The organism is Mycobacterium sp. E2327, assembly GCF_001672675.1.
Classification (GTDB): domain Bacteria; phylum Actinomycetota; class Actinomycetes; order Mycobacteriales; family Mycobacteriaceae; genus Mycobacterium.
Genome location: NZ_LZKE01000119.1, coordinates 48,797 through 66,863 on the forward strand (window position 1 = coordinate 48,797; position 18,067 = coordinate 66,863).

The 18,067-nt window shown below is 66.8% G+C and carries 19 protein-coding genes; 13 read left to right on the top strand and 6 right to left on the bottom strand.

Annotated features, from left to right (window positions below):
* The first annotated feature begins 9 nt into the window (after positions 1-9).
* From A5712_RS14150 to A5712_RS14185, 8 genes are all read left to right on the top strand, one after another.
* The gene (locus A5712_RS14150; RefSeq protein ID WP_068106015.1) at positions 10-459 is read left to right on the top strand and encodes a nuclear transport factor 2 family protein; all 450 of its coding nucleotides are present in this window, start codon (positions 10-12) and stop codon (positions 457-459) included.
* Positions 460-567: 108 nt separating this feature from the next.
* Positions 568-1,413, top strand: coding sequence for an alpha/beta fold hydrolase (locus A5712_RS14155; RefSeq protein WP_068106018.1), 846 nt, complete (start codon positions 568-570; stop codon positions 1,411-1,413).
* 127 nt (positions 1,414-1,540) lie between these two features.
* The gene (locus A5712_RS14160; RefSeq protein WP_068106021.1) at positions 1,541-2,239 is read left to right on the top strand and encodes a DUF899 family protein; all 699 of its coding nucleotides are present in this window, start codon (positions 1,541-1,543) and stop codon (positions 2,237-2,239) included.
* Entirely contained in the window at positions 2,236-2,712 is a 477-nt protein-coding gene (locus A5712_RS14165) for an SRPBCC family protein (protein WP_068106024.1), read from the top strand. Before A5712_RS14160 ends, A5712_RS14165 begins: the two co-directional genes overlap by 4 nt.
* Positions 2,713-2,967: 255 nt before the next feature.
* Positions 2,968-4,056 (top strand): diguanylate cyclase, encoded by a 1,089-nt coding sequence (locus A5712_RS14170; RefSeq protein ID WP_068106027.1) that lies wholly within the window; start codon positions 2,968-2,970, stop codon positions 4,054-4,056.
* A gap of 120 nt (positions 4,057-4,176) precedes the next feature.
* Positions 4,177-6,936 carry an AAA family ATPase gene (locus tag A5712_RS14175; RefSeq protein WP_068106030.1) on the top strand — a complete coding sequence of 920 codons (2,760 nt, stop codon included), beginning with the start codon at positions 4,177-4,179 and terminating at the stop codon, positions 6,934-6,936.
* Between the two features lie 43 nt (positions 6,937-6,979).
* On the top strand, positions 6,980-7,297 hold the full coding sequence (locus A5712_RS30820) for a hypothetical protein (protein ID WP_068106033.1): 318 nt from the start codon (positions 6,980-6,982) through the stop codon (positions 7,295-7,297).
* 71 nt (positions 7,298-7,368) lie between these two features.
* A complete protein-coding gene (locus A5712_RS14185) occupies positions 7,369-8,574 on the top strand; it encodes an FAD-dependent oxidoreductase (RefSeq protein ID WP_082973434.1) in 1,206 nt (401 codons plus the stop codon).
* An 11-nt stretch (positions 8,575-8,585) separates the two neighbouring features.
* On the opposite strand, the gene A5712_RS14190 is transcribed toward A5712_RS14185, so the two are convergent.
* Positions 8,586-8,987, bottom strand: a complete 402-nt coding sequence (locus tag A5712_RS14190; RefSeq protein WP_231982122.1) for a nuclear transport factor 2 family protein — start codon at positions 8,985-8,987, stop codon at positions 8,586-8,588.
* 262 nt (positions 8,988-9,249) lie between these two features.
* Complete coding sequence (locus tag A5712_RS14195; RefSeq protein ID WP_068106039.1) at positions 9,250-10,485, bottom strand: osmoprotectant NAGGN system M42 family peptidase; 1,236 nt, start codon at positions 10,483-10,485, stop codon at positions 9,250-9,252.
* A 119-nt stretch (positions 10,486-10,604) separates the two neighbouring features.
* Here A5712_RS14195 and A5712_RS14200 point away from each other — a divergent pair, with 119 nt between their 5' ends.
* A complete protein-coding gene (locus A5712_RS14200; protein WP_068106190.1) occupies positions 10,605-11,384 on the top strand; it encodes a fructosamine kinase family protein in 780 nt (259 codons plus the stop codon).
* Between the two features lie 104 nt (positions 11,385-11,488).
* Positions 11,489-12,079, top strand: coding sequence for a cyclic nucleotide-binding domain-containing protein (locus A5712_RS14205; RefSeq protein WP_068106042.1), 591 nt, complete (start codon positions 11,489-11,491; stop codon positions 12,077-12,079).
* A 15-nt stretch (positions 12,080-12,094) separates the two neighbouring features.
* Here A5712_RS14205 and A5712_RS30825 read toward each other — a convergent pair whose 3' ends face one another.
* Positions 12,095-12,292 (bottom strand): hypothetical protein, encoded by a 198-nt coding sequence (locus A5712_RS30825; RefSeq protein ID WP_068126821.1) that lies wholly within the window; start codon positions 12,290-12,292, stop codon positions 12,095-12,097.
* Positions 12,293-12,314: 22 nt separating this feature from the next.
* Here A5712_RS30825 and A5712_RS32355 point away from each other — a divergent pair, with 22 nt between their 5' ends.
* A complete protein-coding gene (locus A5712_RS32355) occupies positions 12,315-12,443 on the top strand; it encodes a hypothetical protein (protein WP_255404409.1) in 129 nt (42 codons plus the stop codon).
* 162 nt (positions 12,444-12,605) lie between these two features.
* Here A5712_RS32355 and A5712_RS14215 read toward each other — a convergent pair whose 3' ends face one another.
* A complete protein-coding gene (locus A5712_RS14215) occupies positions 12,606-13,484 on the bottom strand; it encodes a CoA ester lyase (RefSeq protein ID WP_068106049.1) in 879 nt (292 codons plus the stop codon).
* A 91-nt stretch (positions 13,485-13,575) separates the two neighbouring features.
* On the opposite strand from A5712_RS14215, the gene A5712_RS14220 reads away from it, so the two are divergent.
* Positions 13,576-14,808 (top strand): triacylglycerol lipase, encoded by a 1,233-nt coding sequence (locus A5712_RS14220; protein ID WP_068106053.1) that lies wholly within the window; start codon positions 13,576-13,578, stop codon positions 14,806-14,808.
* Here the strand turns inward: A5712_RS14220 and zwf are convergent.
* Positions 14,805-16,304: a glucose-6-phosphate dehydrogenase gene (gene zwf / locus A5712_RS14225; protein ID WP_068106054.1), complete on the bottom strand. Its 1,500-nt coding sequence runs from the start codon at positions 16,302-16,304 to the stop codon at positions 14,805-14,807. The genes A5712_RS14220 and zwf overlap by 4 nt on opposite strands.
* Positions 16,305-16,387: 83 nt before the next feature.
* Between zwf and A5712_RS14230 the strand changes: the two genes are divergently transcribed.
* Positions 16,388-16,573, top strand: a complete 186-nt coding sequence (locus tag A5712_RS14230; protein WP_068106058.1) for a hypothetical protein — start codon at positions 16,388-16,390, stop codon at positions 16,571-16,573.
* On the opposite strand, the gene A5712_RS14235 is transcribed toward A5712_RS14230, so the two are convergent.
* Positions 16,570-18,063 (bottom strand): FAD-dependent monooxygenase, encoded by a 1,494-nt coding sequence (locus tag A5712_RS14235; protein WP_068106060.1) that lies wholly within the window; start codon positions 18,061-18,063, stop codon positions 16,570-16,572. The genes A5712_RS14230 and A5712_RS14235 overlap by 4 nt on opposite strands.
* Between the last annotated feature and the right edge of the window lie 4 nt (positions 18,064-18,067).

Sequence of the window (18,067 nt, forward strand, 5' to 3'; positions counted from 1 at the left end):
GTGAATCCCGTGACCTTTGCTACCGAACGCTCGGATGACGAGGCCGACATTCGACAGCGAACTGACCAGCTGGCGGCCGCGATTCGCGCCGCGGATCTCGAAGTCGTGATGTCGATCTATGCGCCGGACGTCGTGTCTTTCGACATCGAACCGCCCCTACGACACATTGGGACGGAGGCAAAGCGGCGAAACTGGGAACGCGTCTTCGCGGCATACGAGCACCCGCTCGGTTACGAAATTCGCGACCTCACCGTCGCCGTGAGCGGCGAGGTGGCATTTGCTTACAGCCTGAATCGGCTCAGCGGCACGTTGAAGAGCGGACCGACGACCGCCGGCTTCTGGGTCCGCGCGACGACGTGCTTCCGGAAGCTCGATGGCCGCTGGTTCATCGCCCACGACCACGTGTCGGCACCTTTGGATGTGCCGACGGGCGCCGGGCTACTCAACCTGCAGCCCTGAGGAGGACATTGGCAGTAGTTGGCAGTTCATCGGGTGGACCTGGCAGCGGCCCTGAGGTGCGATGACGGACAAGGGTCGGGACGGAACGCTCAGGGAGGAACAACCGACATGCCGCAGCTCGCACTTCGCCAGGCCACCATCGAATACCAGGAATTCGGACCGCAGGATTCACCGCACCCGCCGGTGCTGTTCGTCCACGGCATCCTGGTCGACGGGCAACTGTGGCGCGATGTCGCCGAAGGCCTGGCGCGTCGGGGTTTCCGCTGCATCGTGCCGACGTGGCCGCTGGGCTCGCACACCATCCCAGTCAATGACGCCACCGCGCTGTCGCTGCCCGGGGTTGCCGAGATGGTCAACGACGCGCTCGTCGCCCTTGACCTCTCCGATGTGACGCTGGTCGGCAGCGACACCGGAGGTGGAATATGCCAACTGGTCGTCGACGCTCACCCCGACCGAATCGGCCGTCTCGTGCTCACCAACTGCGACGCCTTCGACAAGTGCCCGCCCTTCCCCTTCGACGTCGCGTTCGCGGTGCTTCGCGGCCCCGCCTCGATCAAGGCGCTCGCCCAACCGCTGCGGTTGCGCGCCGTGCGGCAGTCGCTCTTCGGATTCGGCCTGCTCGTCAGCAAAGCCGATCCGGACCTCACCTCGGCCTGGCTGCAACCCTGCCTGAAGGACTCACGCATCCGCCGCGACATGGCTGCGTTGGCGCGTAGCGTGGCGCGCTTCGATCTCACCGATGTGGCCACCCGCCTGCCCCGATTCACCGAGCCCGTCACGCTGGTGTGGGGCCAGCGGGACCGCTGCTTCACCCCCGGCCTGGGCCGGCGCCTGGCCGGGTTGTTCAGCAACGCGAAGCTGATCGAGGTGCCCGACGCGAAAACGTTTGTCGCCCTTGATCAGCCGGATGCGGTGATCGACGCGATAGCGACGATCACCGCGGTGAGCGCGTAGCACTCCGGCGTCTGGCGGACTTCCGTGGGTAAATCCCGCGATCGGGAGCGATGAGTTCCGGGCGCGCCACCAGTCATACCTAGGAGAACGGAGTAATCGACAGCGCTAACGAAAGAGGTCTGGTCGGATGCCCTCCAACAACACGGCTCTACCACCAATCGTCGACCAGCGGACCTGGCGCGCGGCACTCGACGACCTGCGCAAGCGGGAGAAGGCGGCCACCCGGGAGCTGGATGCGATCGCCGCCCAACGGCGCCGGCTGCCCATTGTCCAATTGCCCGACTACACCCTGATCGGGGCCGACGGACCCATCCGTCTGGCCGAGGTGTTCGACGGCCGGTCGCAGCTCATCGTTTATCACCACATGTGGTCCGACGGCGCGGAGTGGCAGTGCGGTGGGTGCACGGGCTTCACTTCGCAGTTCACGCGGTTGGAGTTCCTCGACAATTACGACGCCCGCTTCGTCATCGTCACCAACGGACCGATCGAGGAGGCACTCGCCTACAAGCGCAAGGTCGGTAACCGGATGGAATGGTATTCGTCGGCGAAGAGCTCGTTCGGCGCCGACATGGACGCCCCGCCCGGGGGCGGCTTCGGGGTCAACGTGTTCCTGCGCGACGGCGACACCGTCTACCGGACCTGGCATACGAACGGGCGGGGCACCGAGCAGCTCAGCCACTCGTTCGGGCTGATCGACATCTTGCCGTGGGGCCGGCAGGAAGAATGGCTCGATTCGCCCGCAGGCTGGCCGTCGCGGCCGACATACTCGGGTTGGCTCGACTCCCCCGATATCGCCGCGGCCTATGGACCCAAGGACAACGCATGACCACGACCACCGAACGCTACGTCGTCACCCGCACCATCGCCGCGAGGCCGGACCAGATTTTCACCGTCCTCGCCGACCCCGCCCGCCACTGCAACACCGAACCCACCGACTGGGTCCGCGACGCGGTGGACACCGGACCGATCACCGGCACGGGACAGATGTTCGCGATGAACATGTTTCTCACCCAGGCCGGCGGTCACTACGTCGTCTACAACCTGGTGAACGTGTTCGACAAGGACCGCGCGATCGGGTGGATTCCGGGCCAGCTCGACGAGGCGGGTAACCACAATCCCGGCGGCTGGTTCTGGCGCTACGACCTCGCACCGAACGGGGACGGCACCGATGTCACCCTCACCTACGACTGGAGCGGTACGCCACAGGACTTCCGCGAGCGCGTCGGCGAGATGCCGATCTTCGGCGAGGACTACCTCGCCGCGTCGCTGGCGACCCTGGAAAAATCCGTCGCGAATTGATGTCGCCGCGCAGCCCTCGGGTACGTCAAAGCGGCGTTGAGGAAACCCTTTTTCCGGTATGGGCCGCCGAATGAAGTCGATGGGATCGAATTCTCCGGTTTTCGGTTAGACCAGGTGTTTTGGGCGCGCATTCGCGCGAGAACAGCACTCCCGAATTGGTCTCCCCAATTCGCGCCATCCGGTTTACTTTGGTAGAAATCCAAGCCAGGTTTCAGCGACGTTGGTCGCGGAATGCACCAATCGGGAAGGCGCGCAATGAGTTGGTTGGCGGCGTCGTGGAGACGGCCTGACCACTTCGACTGGCTGACCGGCTACCTGCAGGCTCACGGCCTGAGCACCCCCACCCGCCGCATCATGGCGGGGGTTTCGGCATCGCTGGCCTTGTGGCCGGCGAACGTCCTGTGGGGAGTGCCCCCGTATTTGCCGGGCCTTTCGCTGGCGGTGTCGGTGCTGGCCGGATTGATCGGGCTGGTCATGGCGGCGCTTTGGCTGACGCGCTGGCCCACGCGCCGGCAATCGATCTTTTTCGCGATGATGGGCAGCGCCAGCATCGTGATCGGCTGCGTGACGCAGACCCAGCCGATGGTCGCGCTGATGGCATGCTCGGCCTTGGCCGTGTCGGGCGGATACCTCGCGTTTTTCCACACCGCCCGATATATGGTCGTGAATTTCTTGCTGGCCGGCGCGGCGGGCGGTATCGAGGTGGCTCGCCTGGTTATGGCTGGTGAGACAACGCTGGCCCTCACTGGCTACTTTCTGGTGCTCGAACTCAACGTGGTGGTCCCCTTCGCTATCCATATCGTCGTCCGGGCGCTGGGCGTAGATCTGTTACGCGCCGACCGGGACCCGCTCACCGGTCTGCTGAATCGGCGCGCCTGCGATCGCGCCATCATCGGCCGGATGCTTGCCGGCCACGACCACATGTTCCTGGCGGTGGCGATGGTCGACCTCGACCACTTCAAAGCGGTCAACGACAGCAGAGGACATGCCGCGGGCGATGAGGCGCTCGTCGCGGCGGCCCGCGCGATAACCGCCGCGTGCCAAGAGAGCGCGGTCGTCGGTCGTGTCGGCGGAGAAGAGTTTTTGATCGCGGACGTCGTCGCGACACACCGGCCACAGGGATGGGGTCATAAGTTCTGCAATGCGGTCGCGGCGATTCCCGCCTCGGTAACGGCCAGCGTGGGGACCGCCACCCTGCCGTTGCGCAACGTGGGCTGCGACGACGTGGAACAAGCGCTGCGCCAGCTGGTCGCCGATGCCGACACCGCTATGTACGAAGCCAAGAGATGCGGCGGAAACCAAGCTCGACACCACCGCTCCCCCGCGCCGGCGGCGATGTCCTGACGACAGAGTCCCCTCCGCCGCGAGAACCCTAGATCCTGCGCCAAACGGCGCGCGCTGCCTTAGCCTGTCTAAGACACTTGTGCATGCGACGACGGGCGCGGCCGGGCGTGGGGATTCGATATGGCGGAGCAGGTCGTCGGACGGCGGGCTGAAGAACGAGTCGTTACGGAATTTCTCGATTGTGTGCCGCGTGGGGCCGCTGCTCTGGTCATTGAGGGCGACCCGGGTATCGGCAAGACCACGCTGTGGTTTGACGCGGTAGACCTCGCCGCGGCGCGTGGCTTCAGGACGTTGAGCTGTCGCGCGGCTTCGGCCGAATCTGTGCTGGCCTACACCGTATTGGCCGACCTGCTCGGCGATGTCGACGACTCGATTTGGGCGGACTTGCCGCCACCGCAACAGCAAGCCTTGGACGCCGCGCTGCTGCGGCACCGCATGGACGCCCACAACATCGATCCGCGGGCGGTTGCGGCGGCATTTGTGACCGTTATCGGCCGGCTGGCTACCGAAAGTCCGGTGGTGATCGCGGTCGACGACCTGCAGTGGATGGATACCTCCAGCGCGAATGTGGTGTCGTATGCAGCGCGGCGGCTTCCGGCCGGCGCCGCCCTGCTGTGCACGACCCGTGCCGAGGAGGTCGCGGCGGCCCTGCAGCTGCCCAGCCCGGACGCGGTGCGCCGAATCCGGCTGCAGCCGTTGACGATTGGTGAATTGCATCGCGTCGTGGTTGCTCGGCTGGGGCGGTCGCTGGCTCGCCCTACGTTGTTGCGTATTCACGAGATCTCCGGCGGGAATCCCTTTTTCGCGCTGGAATTGGTCCGGGAACTCGGTGCCCACGGCCGCGCCTTCGAATTAGGCCTGCCAAGCAGTCTCACTGATCTGGTTGAGTCGAGGATTCGACGGGTTGGTGCCCCAGATGTGCTGCTTGCGATGGCCAGCCTTCCCGATCCGACGGTCCCGGTGGTGGCTCGCGCCACCGACTCGACGCCGGAAGAGGTAGTGCGGTCGCTCGGTGAAGCGGAGGACGAAGCCGTGGTGGCGATCGATGGGCACCAGCTGCGATTCGCCCACCCGATTTTGGCGCACGGGGTTTACAGCGCGGCGCCGCCGCGGCGGCGCCGCGAAATGCACGGGCGGCTGGCCGAACTCGTCACCGAGCCCGAGTTACGCGCCCGCCACCTCGCCCTGGCGGACACGTCTGGACAGCCGGAGACGGTAGCGGCCCTCGACGCGGCCGCCGAGATCGCTCGCAACAGAGGGGCGCCGGCGGCCGCCGCGGAACTGCTTGAGCTCGCATTCGGCCTGGGTGCTGATGCAGTGGAACGCCAAATCCTATGTGCCCTATGTTATCTCGAAGCCAGCGATCCGACACGGGCCCGTCTTATGCTGGAGAACACGATCGAGCGATGTGGCCCCGGGCCATTGCGCGCAAACGCATTGAGCATGCTTGGGTTGGTCAGGCTGGTCAACGACGATTTCGCCGAGGCGGCCGCGCTGCTGGAACGCGCATTGGTTGACGCGGCCGATCACGACGCGCTCCAACCAACCATCTTGGTCATGCTGTCCTACGCGTTGTTCAATGGCGACCAGTTGCAGGCGGCTGTCGAGCGCGCAGAGCAAGCGGTCGCTGCGGCGACACGACTGGCCGATACACCACTGCTCGGGCAAGCATTGGGGATGCGGATCATGATGCGCTTCCTCACCGGCGCCGGCGTTGACGACGAAAGCCTGCGGCGGGCAGTGGAATTAGAGGGCGGCGACGTCAGCATCCCGATTCCGTTTCGGCCCAGCGCTCAACGTGCGTTGTTACTGGACTGGAGCGGCCGGCACGCCGAGGCGCGAAATGGACTGCTGCGACTGCGTCGCACATGCGTCGAACGCGGCGATGAGGCAGCGCTGAGCTTTATCGACTTCAACGCCGTACTCAACAGCATTTGGCGAGGTCGCCTCGACGAGGCGGCGACGATCGCCGAGGAGTCGGTCGAACGTGCAGGCCAACTCGGTGGCGACGTTCCCCTGGCTGCGGCAGTGACGAGCCGGGCCGTGGTCGCGGCCTACTGCGGGAATGAGCAACTGGCTCGAAGCGATGCCGCTGCGGGGCTCGCGGGGTTTGAGCGCGCCAACTCGTTCCGACTGCGGGAATGGGCTTTTACCGCGCTGGGATTTCTCGAAGTGTCTCTGGGCAACTACCAGGCGGCCCTCGATGCGATTCGGCCGCTGCTTTCCCGGCTGGATCCGGGTACAAATGCCACCGAAATCGTCCAAGCCACGTTTGTCCCCGACGCCGTTGAGGCGATGATCGGTGTGGGCCGCTTCGACGACGCAGAGCCGCTGATCGATGCGCTCGAGCGCAACGGTCGCCGGCTTGATCGCCCATGGATGCTGGCCACCGGCGCGCGCGGTCGGGCCATGCTGCAGGCCAGGCTCGGCGATATGACGGCAGCCACCGCCACGGCGGAGCTCGCCATGGCCGAGCACCAACGCCTGGCAATGCCGTTCGAGCGCGCCCGCACCCAGCTGTTGCTCGGTCAGCTGCAACGTCGCCAGCGGCGCGGCGATGCGATTCCGACCCTGCGCGAGGCCCTCCGGACATTCCAGCAGCTCGGTACCAAAGTGTGGGCCGGGCGCGCCGAAGCGGAACTGGCGCGCGGTGGCTCGGGCAGGCGGCGCGAGCAGGGATTGACCGCGACCGAAGCGCGGGTCGCCGAGCTGGCCGCCTCGGGCATGATCAACCGCGACATTGCCGCCGCGCTTTTCGTCAGCACCAAGACGGTGGAGGTCAACCTCAGCCGCGTCTACCGCAAGCTCAACATCCGCTCGCGCGCGGAGCTCTACCAAGCGCTGCAAGTCTGGAGATCAGAATCGGATATGAGTAGGTAAACCCCTGATGTAAGCGGCCGCCATCAGCTATAGCGTGGCCGGGGTGGCGAGCACTGACGCGGCGGGAACACACTCATTTCTTGTCGAGTGGTATGGCCCCCGCGCGCCCGCGCACTGGATCGGCGAAACCGCTCAACGCCTCAACGACCACGCAGCGGCAATGTCGGCCCGCGGAGGACTGATCCGATTGCTCATGGCCGTCGCCGTTCCGGCGGACGACTACGCGTTCGGCGTGTTTGCCGCCGATTCTGCCGAGGTTGTCGCGGAAACCTGCGCCGACGCCGGTGCTCCCCCGGAACGGATCAGTGCCGCCGTCGGCTGGTGGCAAGGGCAGGATTTTCGATCGCCCAGTGAGGCTTAGGGACTCGCCGCGCTGCGAAACTGCTCGTCAGCTTTAGCAAGACGCCCTGCGTCCCCGGGTAGGGTCAGCGCATGACCGCTCTGCGAACCCAGGTCTGTGTAGCCGGCGGCGGTCCCGCCGGACTCGTTCACGCTCTTCTGCTCGCACGTGCCGGCGTCCAGGTTGTCGTCTTGGAGAAGCACAACGACTTCTTGCGCGACTTCCGCGGCGACACCGTGCACCCCACCACCCTTCGGATCATGGACGAGCTGGGGTTCGTCGACGAGTTCCTGCGCCTGCCCCACACCAAGATCACCCGTGTCGCCTTCGACGCCGACGGGACGCTTCGCACCTTCGGTAACTTCAGCGCGCTCAAACGGCTGGGATTCAACCAGCCGTACATCGCGCTGATGCCGCAGTGGGACTTCCTCGACTTCCTGGCCGAAAAGGCAAGCGCGTACCCGGAATTCACCTTGATCCGCAACGCCGAGGTCAAGGAGCTCATCTTCGACGGCGACCGGGTCGCCGGGGTGCGCACGCCGGAACTTGAGGTGCGTGCCGAACTGGTGGTCGGCGCCGACGGACGCAAGTCCGCCGTGCGGGAGGCCGCCGGTCTGAACCTCGCCGCCGCGCACTCGCCGATGGACGTCTTGTGGTTCCGGCTGAAATGGCGTCCCGGCGATCCCCAAGAGCTCTTCGGAATCGCCCGTAGGGGCCTGCTGATGGCCATGATCTATCGCGGGGACTACTGGCAGGTCGCCCATCTCATGCCCAAGGGAACCGACCCGCGCGACGGTTCGCTGGAGGCGTTCAAGGAGCGGCTGGTCACCGCGCGACCGCAGCTGCGCGAACACGTCAACGACCTGCACTCGTGGGACGACACCAGCCATCTCGACGTGCGGGTGGACCGGCTCGAGACCTGGTGGCGCACAGGACTGCTCTGCATCGGTGACGCCGCGCACGCTATGTCTCCGGCTGGTGGGGTCGGCATCAACCTCGCGGTCGCCGATGCGGTCGCCGCCGCGAATATTCTGTGCGCCCCACTTCGCGAAAACCGATTGACCGATGCGGATCTCGCCAGGGTTCAGCGCCGCCGCGAGCTACCCACGCGAATCATCCAGGCCGGCCAGGTCTTCATCCAGAACCGGGCTGTCGAACCCAATTTGACCGGCGACCTCTCGCCGATCAAGATTCCCAGCTTCATCGGTCGCGGTCCCTTGCAGTTCATCCCGCCGATCATCGTCGGACGCGGCTTCCGCCCCGAGCACGTGCGCACCCCGGACGTACACGCTTCCTAGAAGCTGATCGCTCAGCGGGCGAGCGGGTCGAACATGTGCGCCGGGTCGATGCCGAGTTGCTGAGCGACGTGGCTGGTGTCCCAATACTCGCGCCAGTGGGTGATCGCGCCGTCGCGAACCTCGAAGAGGGCGGTGACGTTGAACGTGACCGCGACACCGTTCATCGCATTGACGTCGACCCGTTCGACCACCACCGTGTCCGCGTCCGACACGACCGTGCGGATCTCGCTCCCCTCGATCATCCCGGTCGAGAGGCTGCTGTGCTTTTCCAACTCCGCGCGGGCGGCGTCGCGGCCCACGACCACCGGTGAGAGAGGCACATGAAGCTGCCAAATGAAGTCGTCCGCCATCAACGCGGTCATCGCATCCACGTCCATGCGCTCGCCGTACGCCGCATGCAGGAAGTCGAGCACCAACTTCTCGTTCTCATTCTTCGCAACGGCCTGGGACATGGTCTTTTCCTAACTTCCGACGAGCGCACGACCTAAATAAACTGGTTGATTTAATGCCAGGTCAATCACGCTATCCCCTCGACCGGTAAGGGTAAAGACCCGGTGCGACGTTGCAGGCCGGCGCTCGGCCGATTGCCGCGCCGAATGTGGCGGCTATGGACGGATTTTGAGGAATTTTCGTGCATAGCACCCACAGTCGGCGGATGAAGGCACTGACACCGCCTCAGGCCTGGGGGCCCTCCGAGGGCGGCCAGTGCGCACCCGGCGACGCATCGCCGGGCTCGGCGTGCTCGCCACGGGCCAGCGGAACCCATTGCTCGGTCGGCGCGGGTTGCTTCGACGACGGGAAGTCCCGCAGCGGACCCGACGGCTTGGCGTCCCACTTGGCGAAGGTCAGCGGCGTCCGCAGCCAGCAGTGCAGCAGGTTGTAGGCCGCCTCCAGCGAGTCGATGTGGGTGCGCTCCCACCCGTGACTGCCGTCCAGCCCGAAGCCGACGAGTGCCGCCCTGGTGCCCGCGCCCGCTTCGATCGCCGCGGCGGCGTCCGAGCGGTAATAGCGAAACACGTCCCGCACGAAGCGAATCCCTTGCTCCTCGGCGAGCCGGCACAGCTTCCGCGTCAGGTGGTAGTCGAAGGGGCCGTGCATGTCGGCCATGGGGATCGTGACGCCGTCCTCGATGGAGTGCTGGCCGGGCGCACACACCGCGTTGTCCACCGAGATCAGCTCGGCGACGTCGGCGGGCAGGCCATGGCTGGCGCCGTGGCCGACCTCCTCGGTGATGGTGACCATGATCGTGGTGCGGTGCGGCAGTACGACTTTGTTTTCCGAAAAGTGCTTGGCCAGTGCGAGCGCGACCGCGACGCCGGCCTTGCCGTCAAGGTGACGGGAGACGATGAAGCCGTCGGCGGTGAGTTCGGGGCTGGCGATCAGCGCGACGAAGTCGCCGACGTTTACGCCAAGCTTGACCAGGTCCTCCCGCGAGGACACCTTGCGGTCGACGCGGACCTCGACGCTGTCCCAGTCGGTGGGTTGGGTGTCGATCTCGTCGCCGAACCGGTGCCCACTTGCCTTGAGCGGCAAGACCGTGCCGGTGATGAACTCGTCGGGGTCGTCGCTGAAGATCCGCACCCGGGCGCCCGTGGCGAACCGGGCCGAAAAGGTGCCGACCGGAACCAGCTCGAGGCGGCCGTTTTCCTTGAGGCTGCGCACCATGCAACCGATGGTGTCGGCGTGAACGGCCAGCGCCCGGTCGATGGTCGCGGACTCCCCCGGCAGTTCGGCCGTCAGCGCACCGCGGCGCGTGAGGGTGAACGGCACCCCGAAGTCATCGAAGATGTCGCCGATCAGCTGCATCACCGCATCCGTGCGTCCCGCCGGACTCGGGGTCTGCAGCAATGCGAGCAGCGTGTCGATCATCCACGCGCGGTCGGCCTCCGCCATGGCCGCGGTCTGGGGCACAGCCTCTCCTTCCCGGTTCGTTCGGAATCCGGGTTCAACCTACCGGTTCGCGCGGGAGCGGAAGGGCGCAGTCGCAACGTCTACAGTTGGAGCGCGATGAACGCGTCAGCGGTTACCGGGTGACCGACTTCGTCAAGCGCCGCCCAGGCGCACCCGCCGGCTACTTCGCGTGGGAAGCAGCCGGGCTGCGATGGCTTTCGGCCGTCGCGGGTGGCGTGCCATGCGCGGCGGTCGTCTCTTTCGGCGCCGACCACCTCACGCTGGGGCGACTGGAGTCGGTGCCTCCCAGCCCGGACGCGGCCTACGAATTCGGCAGCCGACTCGCCGTCACACACGACGCGGGCGCACCCGCGTTCGGCGCCGGACCCGACGACTGGGACGGTCCCGGGTTCTTTGGCCCGTTGTCGCAGCCGCTGCCGATGTCGCTGCGGAGCCATCCAAGCTGGGGTGAGTTCTACGCCGAGGAGCGGCTGGTCCCGATGGCCGAAATAGCGGCGCCGCGCCTCGATGCTTCCGTCCGCGCCGCGATCGACGCCGTCGTGGCGCGTTGCCGTGCCGGCGACTACGACTCCGATGACGACTTTCCGGCGCGGCTGCACGGCGATTTGTGGAGCGGCAACGTGATGTGGACACCCGACGGGGTGGTCCTGATCGATCCGGCCGCCCATGCCGGTCACCGCGAGACCGACCTGGCGATGCTCGCGCTGTTCGGCTGCCCGCACTACGACGCGGTCCTCACCGGTTACCAGCGCGTGCGATCGCTGAACCCGGGCTGGCGCAACAGGATCGGACTCCACCAGCTTTTCCCGCTGCTGGCGCATGTCGCATTGTTCGGCGGAGGGTATGCCGCGCGGACCCATGCAGCGGCGGGCGCCGCGCTGGACGCTCGTTCGACGTAAGCCCAGCTGCAGCACCTTTTGCCGCAAAAATTTATTTCCGGCGTTGCCGCAAATTGGAGTTAGGCTCCTCGATGTCCGGTCACATCGCAGATTAGGAGCCCGCTATGAAAGTGGATGCGCAGGGACACGAGGAAAAAGACATCCGCCGGCTACGGGAATTCGCCACATTCGACAAGCTTTCGGATAGTGATTTGCGGCTCATTGTCTCGGCGGCACATCACACCTCCACTCACGCGCCCCTGCCGCTCATTCACGAGCAGACCCCGTCGGACGCCTGCTACATCCTGCTGACCGGCGAGGCCGGCGTCTACGTCGGCCACGACCGCGTCGCCGTGGTGGGGCCGGGCGAAGTGATCGGCGAATCCGCGCTGCGCCGTGGGAAATTGCGTTCCGCGACCGTCACGACGACCGGGCCGGCCGAGGTGCTGCGCATCGAACGCGACGACCTGGGCCGCTTGCTCGACGAGATGCCGGCACTGCGCGAAACCATGGACGCCACCGCGGCGCGGCACGCGGCCGCGGCCGTCCCCGAGCAGCCGCCGAAGCCAAAGCCGACGCATCGCAGGGTGGACGCGCAGGTCCCGACGGAGTTGGTCGAGCGGTTCGAGCAGGCAGCGGAGGGCGCCGGGGTGCGGGTCTCGGCCGCGCTAGAAGATGCGCTCACCCAGTGGATCGAGCGAAACGGCACAGGGTAGCCGGCAGACGGCCGCCTAAGGGTTCACATTCGGGCAGATCTGCTTGATCCAACCGGTGATCGAGTCCCGGTTGGAGTTCAGGTCGGGGTCGTCGGGCCGCGCGCCGACGGTGGTGACGAAATGCTCGATCGCGGCCTTCACCGGATCGGGCGGACCGTACTTCTCCAGCGTGTCGGCCCACTTGCGCGCGTTTTCCGGTTTCGCCGCCACCATCAGGTTGTCCTTGGCGAACGAAATGTCCAGGCAGGTGGATTGGTCGAGTGGCGCGGCCGGCGCGGACGAGGAGGGTGCCGTCGTCGGCTGGGACGAGGCCGCCGTCGGCGAGCTCGAGGCCGACGTCTCACTCGACGTCGAAGCCGACTGAGTGTTGCCGCTCGAGCAGCCCGCGATGATGACCGCGATGGCGACCATTCCCGCGAGCGCAGTTCCGTTTCGCCGCACCAGACACTCCTTTGCCCGACGATCGATTTGCTGCAGGCACCCTACCGGCAATTCCGCGTCGACGCCGTTTGACGGCCGAATCCGGTTATGCCGATTCCATTTCGGCGATCAAGTCGCCGAGGGCGAGGATCCGCTGGGCGTCGCGCACGTGCAGGCTCTCGATCATCCGGCCGTCGACCGTGATGACGCTGTTCCCCGCGGCCTGGGCCTCCTCGTAGGCCGAGACGATCTTGCGGGCGTCGGCCAGCTCCTCGTCCGACGGACCAAACACGTCGTTCGCCGGTCCGATCTGGGATGGGTGAATGAGGGTCTTGCCGTCGAAACCGAACTCCCGGCCTTGCCGGGCCTCGGCCCGGAAGCCGCCCTCGTCGGTGATGTCGTTGAAGACGCCATCCAGGACGACCTTGCCGGCCGCCCTCGCCCCCAACACGGCGAGCGACAGCGCGGTGAGAACCGGCGCCCGGCCGGGCAGGTGCAATCCGTGCAGATCGTTCACCAGATCGTTGGTACCGACCACCAACGCCGCCAACCGATCGCTGGCCGACGCGATCTCTTCGGCTCGCAAGATGGCCCTGGGCGTTTCGATCATCACCCACAGCCGCAACGACTCCGGCGCGCCGGCCCGGTCGAGCGCGGCGATCAGCGCCCGGACCTGTTCGCCCGTCTCGACCTTGGGCACGAGCACGCCGTCGGCGGCCGAATGGGCCACGGCCGCCAGGTCGTCGTCGTGCCAGTCGGTGCCCAAGCCATTGACGCGCACCACGATCTCGCGAGGTCGGTAGGCCCCGGAACAGACGGCGTCGCACACCCGCGAGCGCGAGTCGGCCTTGGCGTCGGGCCCGACGGCGTCCTCGAGGTCGAAAATGAGCACGTCCGCCGGCAGCGCGCGGCCCTTCTCCAGGGCACGGGCGTTATTGCCAGGTAGGTACAGGGCGGATCGGCGCGGGCGCAGCGTCGGTGGCATGCCACGACAGTAGGGCCTTTGGGATAAGCCTCGCCCGCAGTGGGAAATCCCCCGAATGGGTAACCCCGGTGGGAACAGGGAGGATCACCTCATGCAGCGAGACGAAATCCGGTCACTCGCCGACTTGGCCGGTGAGGGCACCCGCGTCTTGACCACGCTCGTGCGTGATACCCACAGCGGCATCGCGCGGCGCGTCTTCGGCGCCGTCGGACCGGTGTCGAAACCCGTGGAGGTCGTCCACAACACGACCGCCGCGGCGACGTACTACGCCGTCGACCGCGCGCTGCGGGGCGCCCTGCGCGCCGCCGGTGAACTGGCCGCCGAGACGCGCGGCAGCGACGAGGACGAGACCGTCGAAGCCAATCCGAGGGTCGCCGGGGTCATCGCGGCGCTCAACGGCATCTACGGCGACGAGCTGACCGATCGGGGCAACGGCTTCGCGCTGACCATGCAGGTGCGCCACCGCGGCAAGCCGGTCGCGATGACCGCCCCCGACATCGCGGCGGCGTTCCCGCGGGCGACGGGCCGGATCGCGGTCTTCGTCCACGGCTGGTGCATGACCGAGATGTCGTGGTGGCGACGCCCGCGCGACGGCGAGGAGGTGAAGTCCTACGGCGCGCGGCTGCGCGACGACCTGGGATTCACCCCGGTTTACCTGCGCTACAACACCGGCCTGCACATCTCCGACAACGGAAAATCGCTCGCTGCCCTGCTGGATCAGCTGCAAGCGCTGTGGCCGGTGCCCGTCGAGGAGATCGCGCTGATCGGTCATTCGATGGGCGGCCTGGTGGTCCGGAGCGCCTGCCACTACGGAACCCAGCATGAGCACGGCTGGCCCGACGCCGTTCGGCACGTCGCCTGCCTCGGCTCCCCGCACCTGGGTGCCGACCTGGAGAAGGGGGTCAACGCCGCCTCGTGGGCGCTGGCCCGACTGCCGGAAACCCGCGCCCTGTCTTCATTTCTCAACGCCCGCAGCTCGGGCACCAAGGATCTGCGGTACGGCGCGCTGCTCGACGAGGACTGGAGCGACTGCGACCCCGACGAGTTCCTGCGGGACCGCTGCAACGAGGTGCCCTTCCTGCCCCACGCCGTCTACCACTTCGTGGCGACCAGCGCGGGCCCGGGCGCGGTCGGGGCGGTGCTGGGCGATCGCCTGGTCCGGCCGCACAGCGCGTCCGGGGCGGGCAAGTCCCGGCAGATTCCGTTCGACCCGGATCACGGGCTGACGCTCACCGGCCTGCACCACTTCGATCTGCTCAACCACGCCGACATCTACGCGAAGTTGCACCACTGGCTCGATCAGCCCGTGCCGCCGGCGGACTAGCCCTTTTTCTCGCGCCACTCCCGCTCGAACGGCAATCGCCACGCGTTGGGCGCGATCAGCTGGTGAATCGCGTTGGGACCCCACGTGCCCGCCGGGTAGATCTTGGCCGGCGGCGGGTCATCAAGCAGTTCCTGCGAACGCTCCCACAACGATTCGATGCCCTCGGCGGTGGTGAACAGCGTGTGGTCGCCACGCATCGCGTCGAGGATCAGCCGCTCGTAGGCCTCCAGCACGTCGACGACGGTGTCGATCTCCTGCGAGGAGAACTGCATGGACAACTTGTCCAGCTTCATGCCGGGGCCCGGCCGCTTGCCGTAGAAGGACAGTGAGACCTTCGAGTTGTCGGCGAGGTCGAAGGTGAGGTGGTCCGGACCTTGAGTGCCGACCCCCGATCCGGGCGGAAACATCGTTCGCGGAGCCTCTTTGAAGGCGATCGAGATGATGCGGATGCCCTCGGCCATCTTCTTGCCGGTGCGCAGGTAGATCGGCACGCCGGCCCAGCGCCAGTTGTCGATGCCGACCTTGAGTGCGATGAAGGTCTCGGTGTCGGAGTCCTTCGCCACTCCCTTCTCGTCGCGATACCCGCCGTACTGGCCGCGCACCACGTTGGACGGCTTGACCGGCAGCATCGACCGGAACACCTTGTTCTTTTCCTCGCTGATGGCAAAGGGTTCGAGCGCCGTCGGCGGTTCCATCACCACGAACGCCATCACCTGGAAGAGGTGGGTCACCACCATGTCCTTGTAGGCGCCGGTTTCCTCGTAGAAGTTGGCCCGCTGATCCAGGCCCAGCGCCTCGGGAATGTCGATTTGGATGTGGTCGATGAAGTTGCGGTTCCAGATCGGCTCGAACAGGCCGTTGGCGAAGCGGAACGCCAGGATGTTCTGGGCGGCCTCCTTCCCCAGAAAGTGGTCGATGCGGAAAATCTGTGATTCCTCGAACGTTTCGTGCACGAAGTCGTTCAGCGCCACCGCGCTGGCCAGATCCGTGCCAAACGGCTTCTCCATGACCACCCGGGAACGGTCGACGAGGTCTGCGTCGCGCAGCATGGTGATGACGTCACGCGCCGCCTTCGGCGGAACCGAAAGGTAATGCAGCCGCCGAACGTTGGGTCCGAGGCTCGCTTCGGCCTCGGCGACCGCGGTGGCGAGCGCCCCGGGTCCGGCGCCTTGCGGGACGTAGGTGATGATTTTGGCGAAGTTGGCCCACTGCTCGTCCGTCAGCTTGTGCGTGCCGAACGAATCGATCGCGTTCTTGGCCAGATCACGGAACTCGTCGTCACTCATGTCTTCCAGCGACGTCGCGACGACTTGAATGTCGGGGGCCAGTTCGGACTGATCCAAATAGGCCAGGCCCGGGATCAGCTTGCGCTTGGCGAGGTCCCCCGTCGCGCCGAACAGGACGATGACGTGGGGCTCCAGCCGTTCAGTGTCGTGGCGTCGCGGGCGTTTCTCCGGCGCCGGGTAAGAGATCGTTTGCGGTTTCTTGTCGGCCACCCTTGCGATCCTTCCATCGCAGCGCCGTGTGTGCAGCCCCATGTTGGGGTCGATCTGCGCGGTTATCCATCGCGGGGCGGGGTATGGAAAGCGATATGACCGGACCCGACCGAGACCAGCTGAGCCACGCCGAGGAGCTGGAAAACATCGTCGACGAGCTCGACGAGAAGGTTGCCAACGAGCGGGAGGCCGAAGGTGTCCCCGGCAAGCCCAGCGACCGCGAACGTGACGCCGCCGGGCCCGGCGCGCAGGACGAGCCGCCGGACTAGGCCTCGCACTTGGCCGCCGCGGGCGGCCCGAACCAGGCCGTCATGGCGTCGGCGAGGGGTCGCTCCCCTACCCAGGCGACGTATCCGTCGGGGCGAATCAACACCGCGTCGAGGGCGGTGACGGGGCCGAGGTCCGGAAGTTCCCACGCTCCAACGTATTTCGCGTCGACCAACGTGACGCGATCCCCCCAGCCGGCGATGTCGACGGCGCCGGGCTCGCCGAGGTTGAGCAGCACCGGCCGCGCGTTGTGCAGCAGGGCGAATACCCGCACCGTGCCGTCGGCGGTGACCACGTCGAGATCGGGCATCCGACGGCCGAGCAGCGGGTGGCCCTCGCCCAGGTCGTAGTGGATGTCGAGACCCGACATCATCGCGGCGAATCGCCGCCGCGGCTCGGCCATGCTGAGCAGGTCGGAAGTGACCTCTCGCAAGGCCTTTGTGCGGTCGTCCGGGCGAAGCAGCGCCATTTGGGCCATGACGTTGCGCAGCACGCGCGCAGCGACCGGGTGCCGTTCGGTGTGGTAGGTGTCCAGCAGGCTTTCCGGGGCCGCTCCTTTGACCACGTGGGCCAGCTTCCATCCCAGGTTCACCGCGTCCTGCATGCCGGTGTTGAGGCCCTGCCCGCCGATCGGATGGTGCACGTGCGCGGCGTCGCCGGCCAGCAGGATCCGCCCGTCGCGGTAGGCCGCCGCTTGCCGCGCCGCGTCGGTGAACCTGGAAATCCATGCGGGACTGTGGATCCCGTAATCCGTTCCGTACACGGCGATCAGCGCCTCACTCAGCTCGCGCAGGGTGGGCTCGCCGGCGGGCCCGACCTGGCGCTCGGTCACCATGACCCGCACCGGCCCCCCGTCCTCCATCATGCTGAGCGAATGGACGCCGAGGGAATCGTGGCGGATGCCCCATTCCGGCGCTTCGCCCGCCATGTCGACCTCGGCGAGGAGGTAGCTCATGGTGGGGTCCCACCCCGGAAAGTCGATGCCCGCCGCCTTGCGGACCGAACTGCGTCCCCCGTCGCACCCGACGACGTATTCCGCGCGTAGGGAGTTGCCGTCGGTGAGTTCGATGTCGACGCCGGCGTCGTCTTGGGCGACCCCCGTCACCTCCCGTCCGCGATAGGTCGGCACGTTCAGCTCGTCGACCCAGCCGGCCAGGATGCGCTCGATGTGGATTTGCCACAGCGCGAGCCCGTAGGGATGCCGGGTGGGAAAGTCGCTGATGTCCAACCGAATCTGGGAAAACCCGGCGACCTGTGCCACTTGGCCTTCGGAAAGGAAACGATCGGCGATGCCGCGCTGATCGAGGACCTCGATGGTGCGCGAATGCAGGCCGCCCGCCCGCGCCCCGATCAGCTCCTGGCTGGCGCGCCGCTCCACGATCGCCACGTCGACGCCCGCCAATGCCAGCTCGCCCGCCAGCATCAGCCCGGTCGGGCCGCCCCCGACGACTGCCACCGCGTGGTCGGCCATTGGTTCCCTCAACGCACTCATTTCG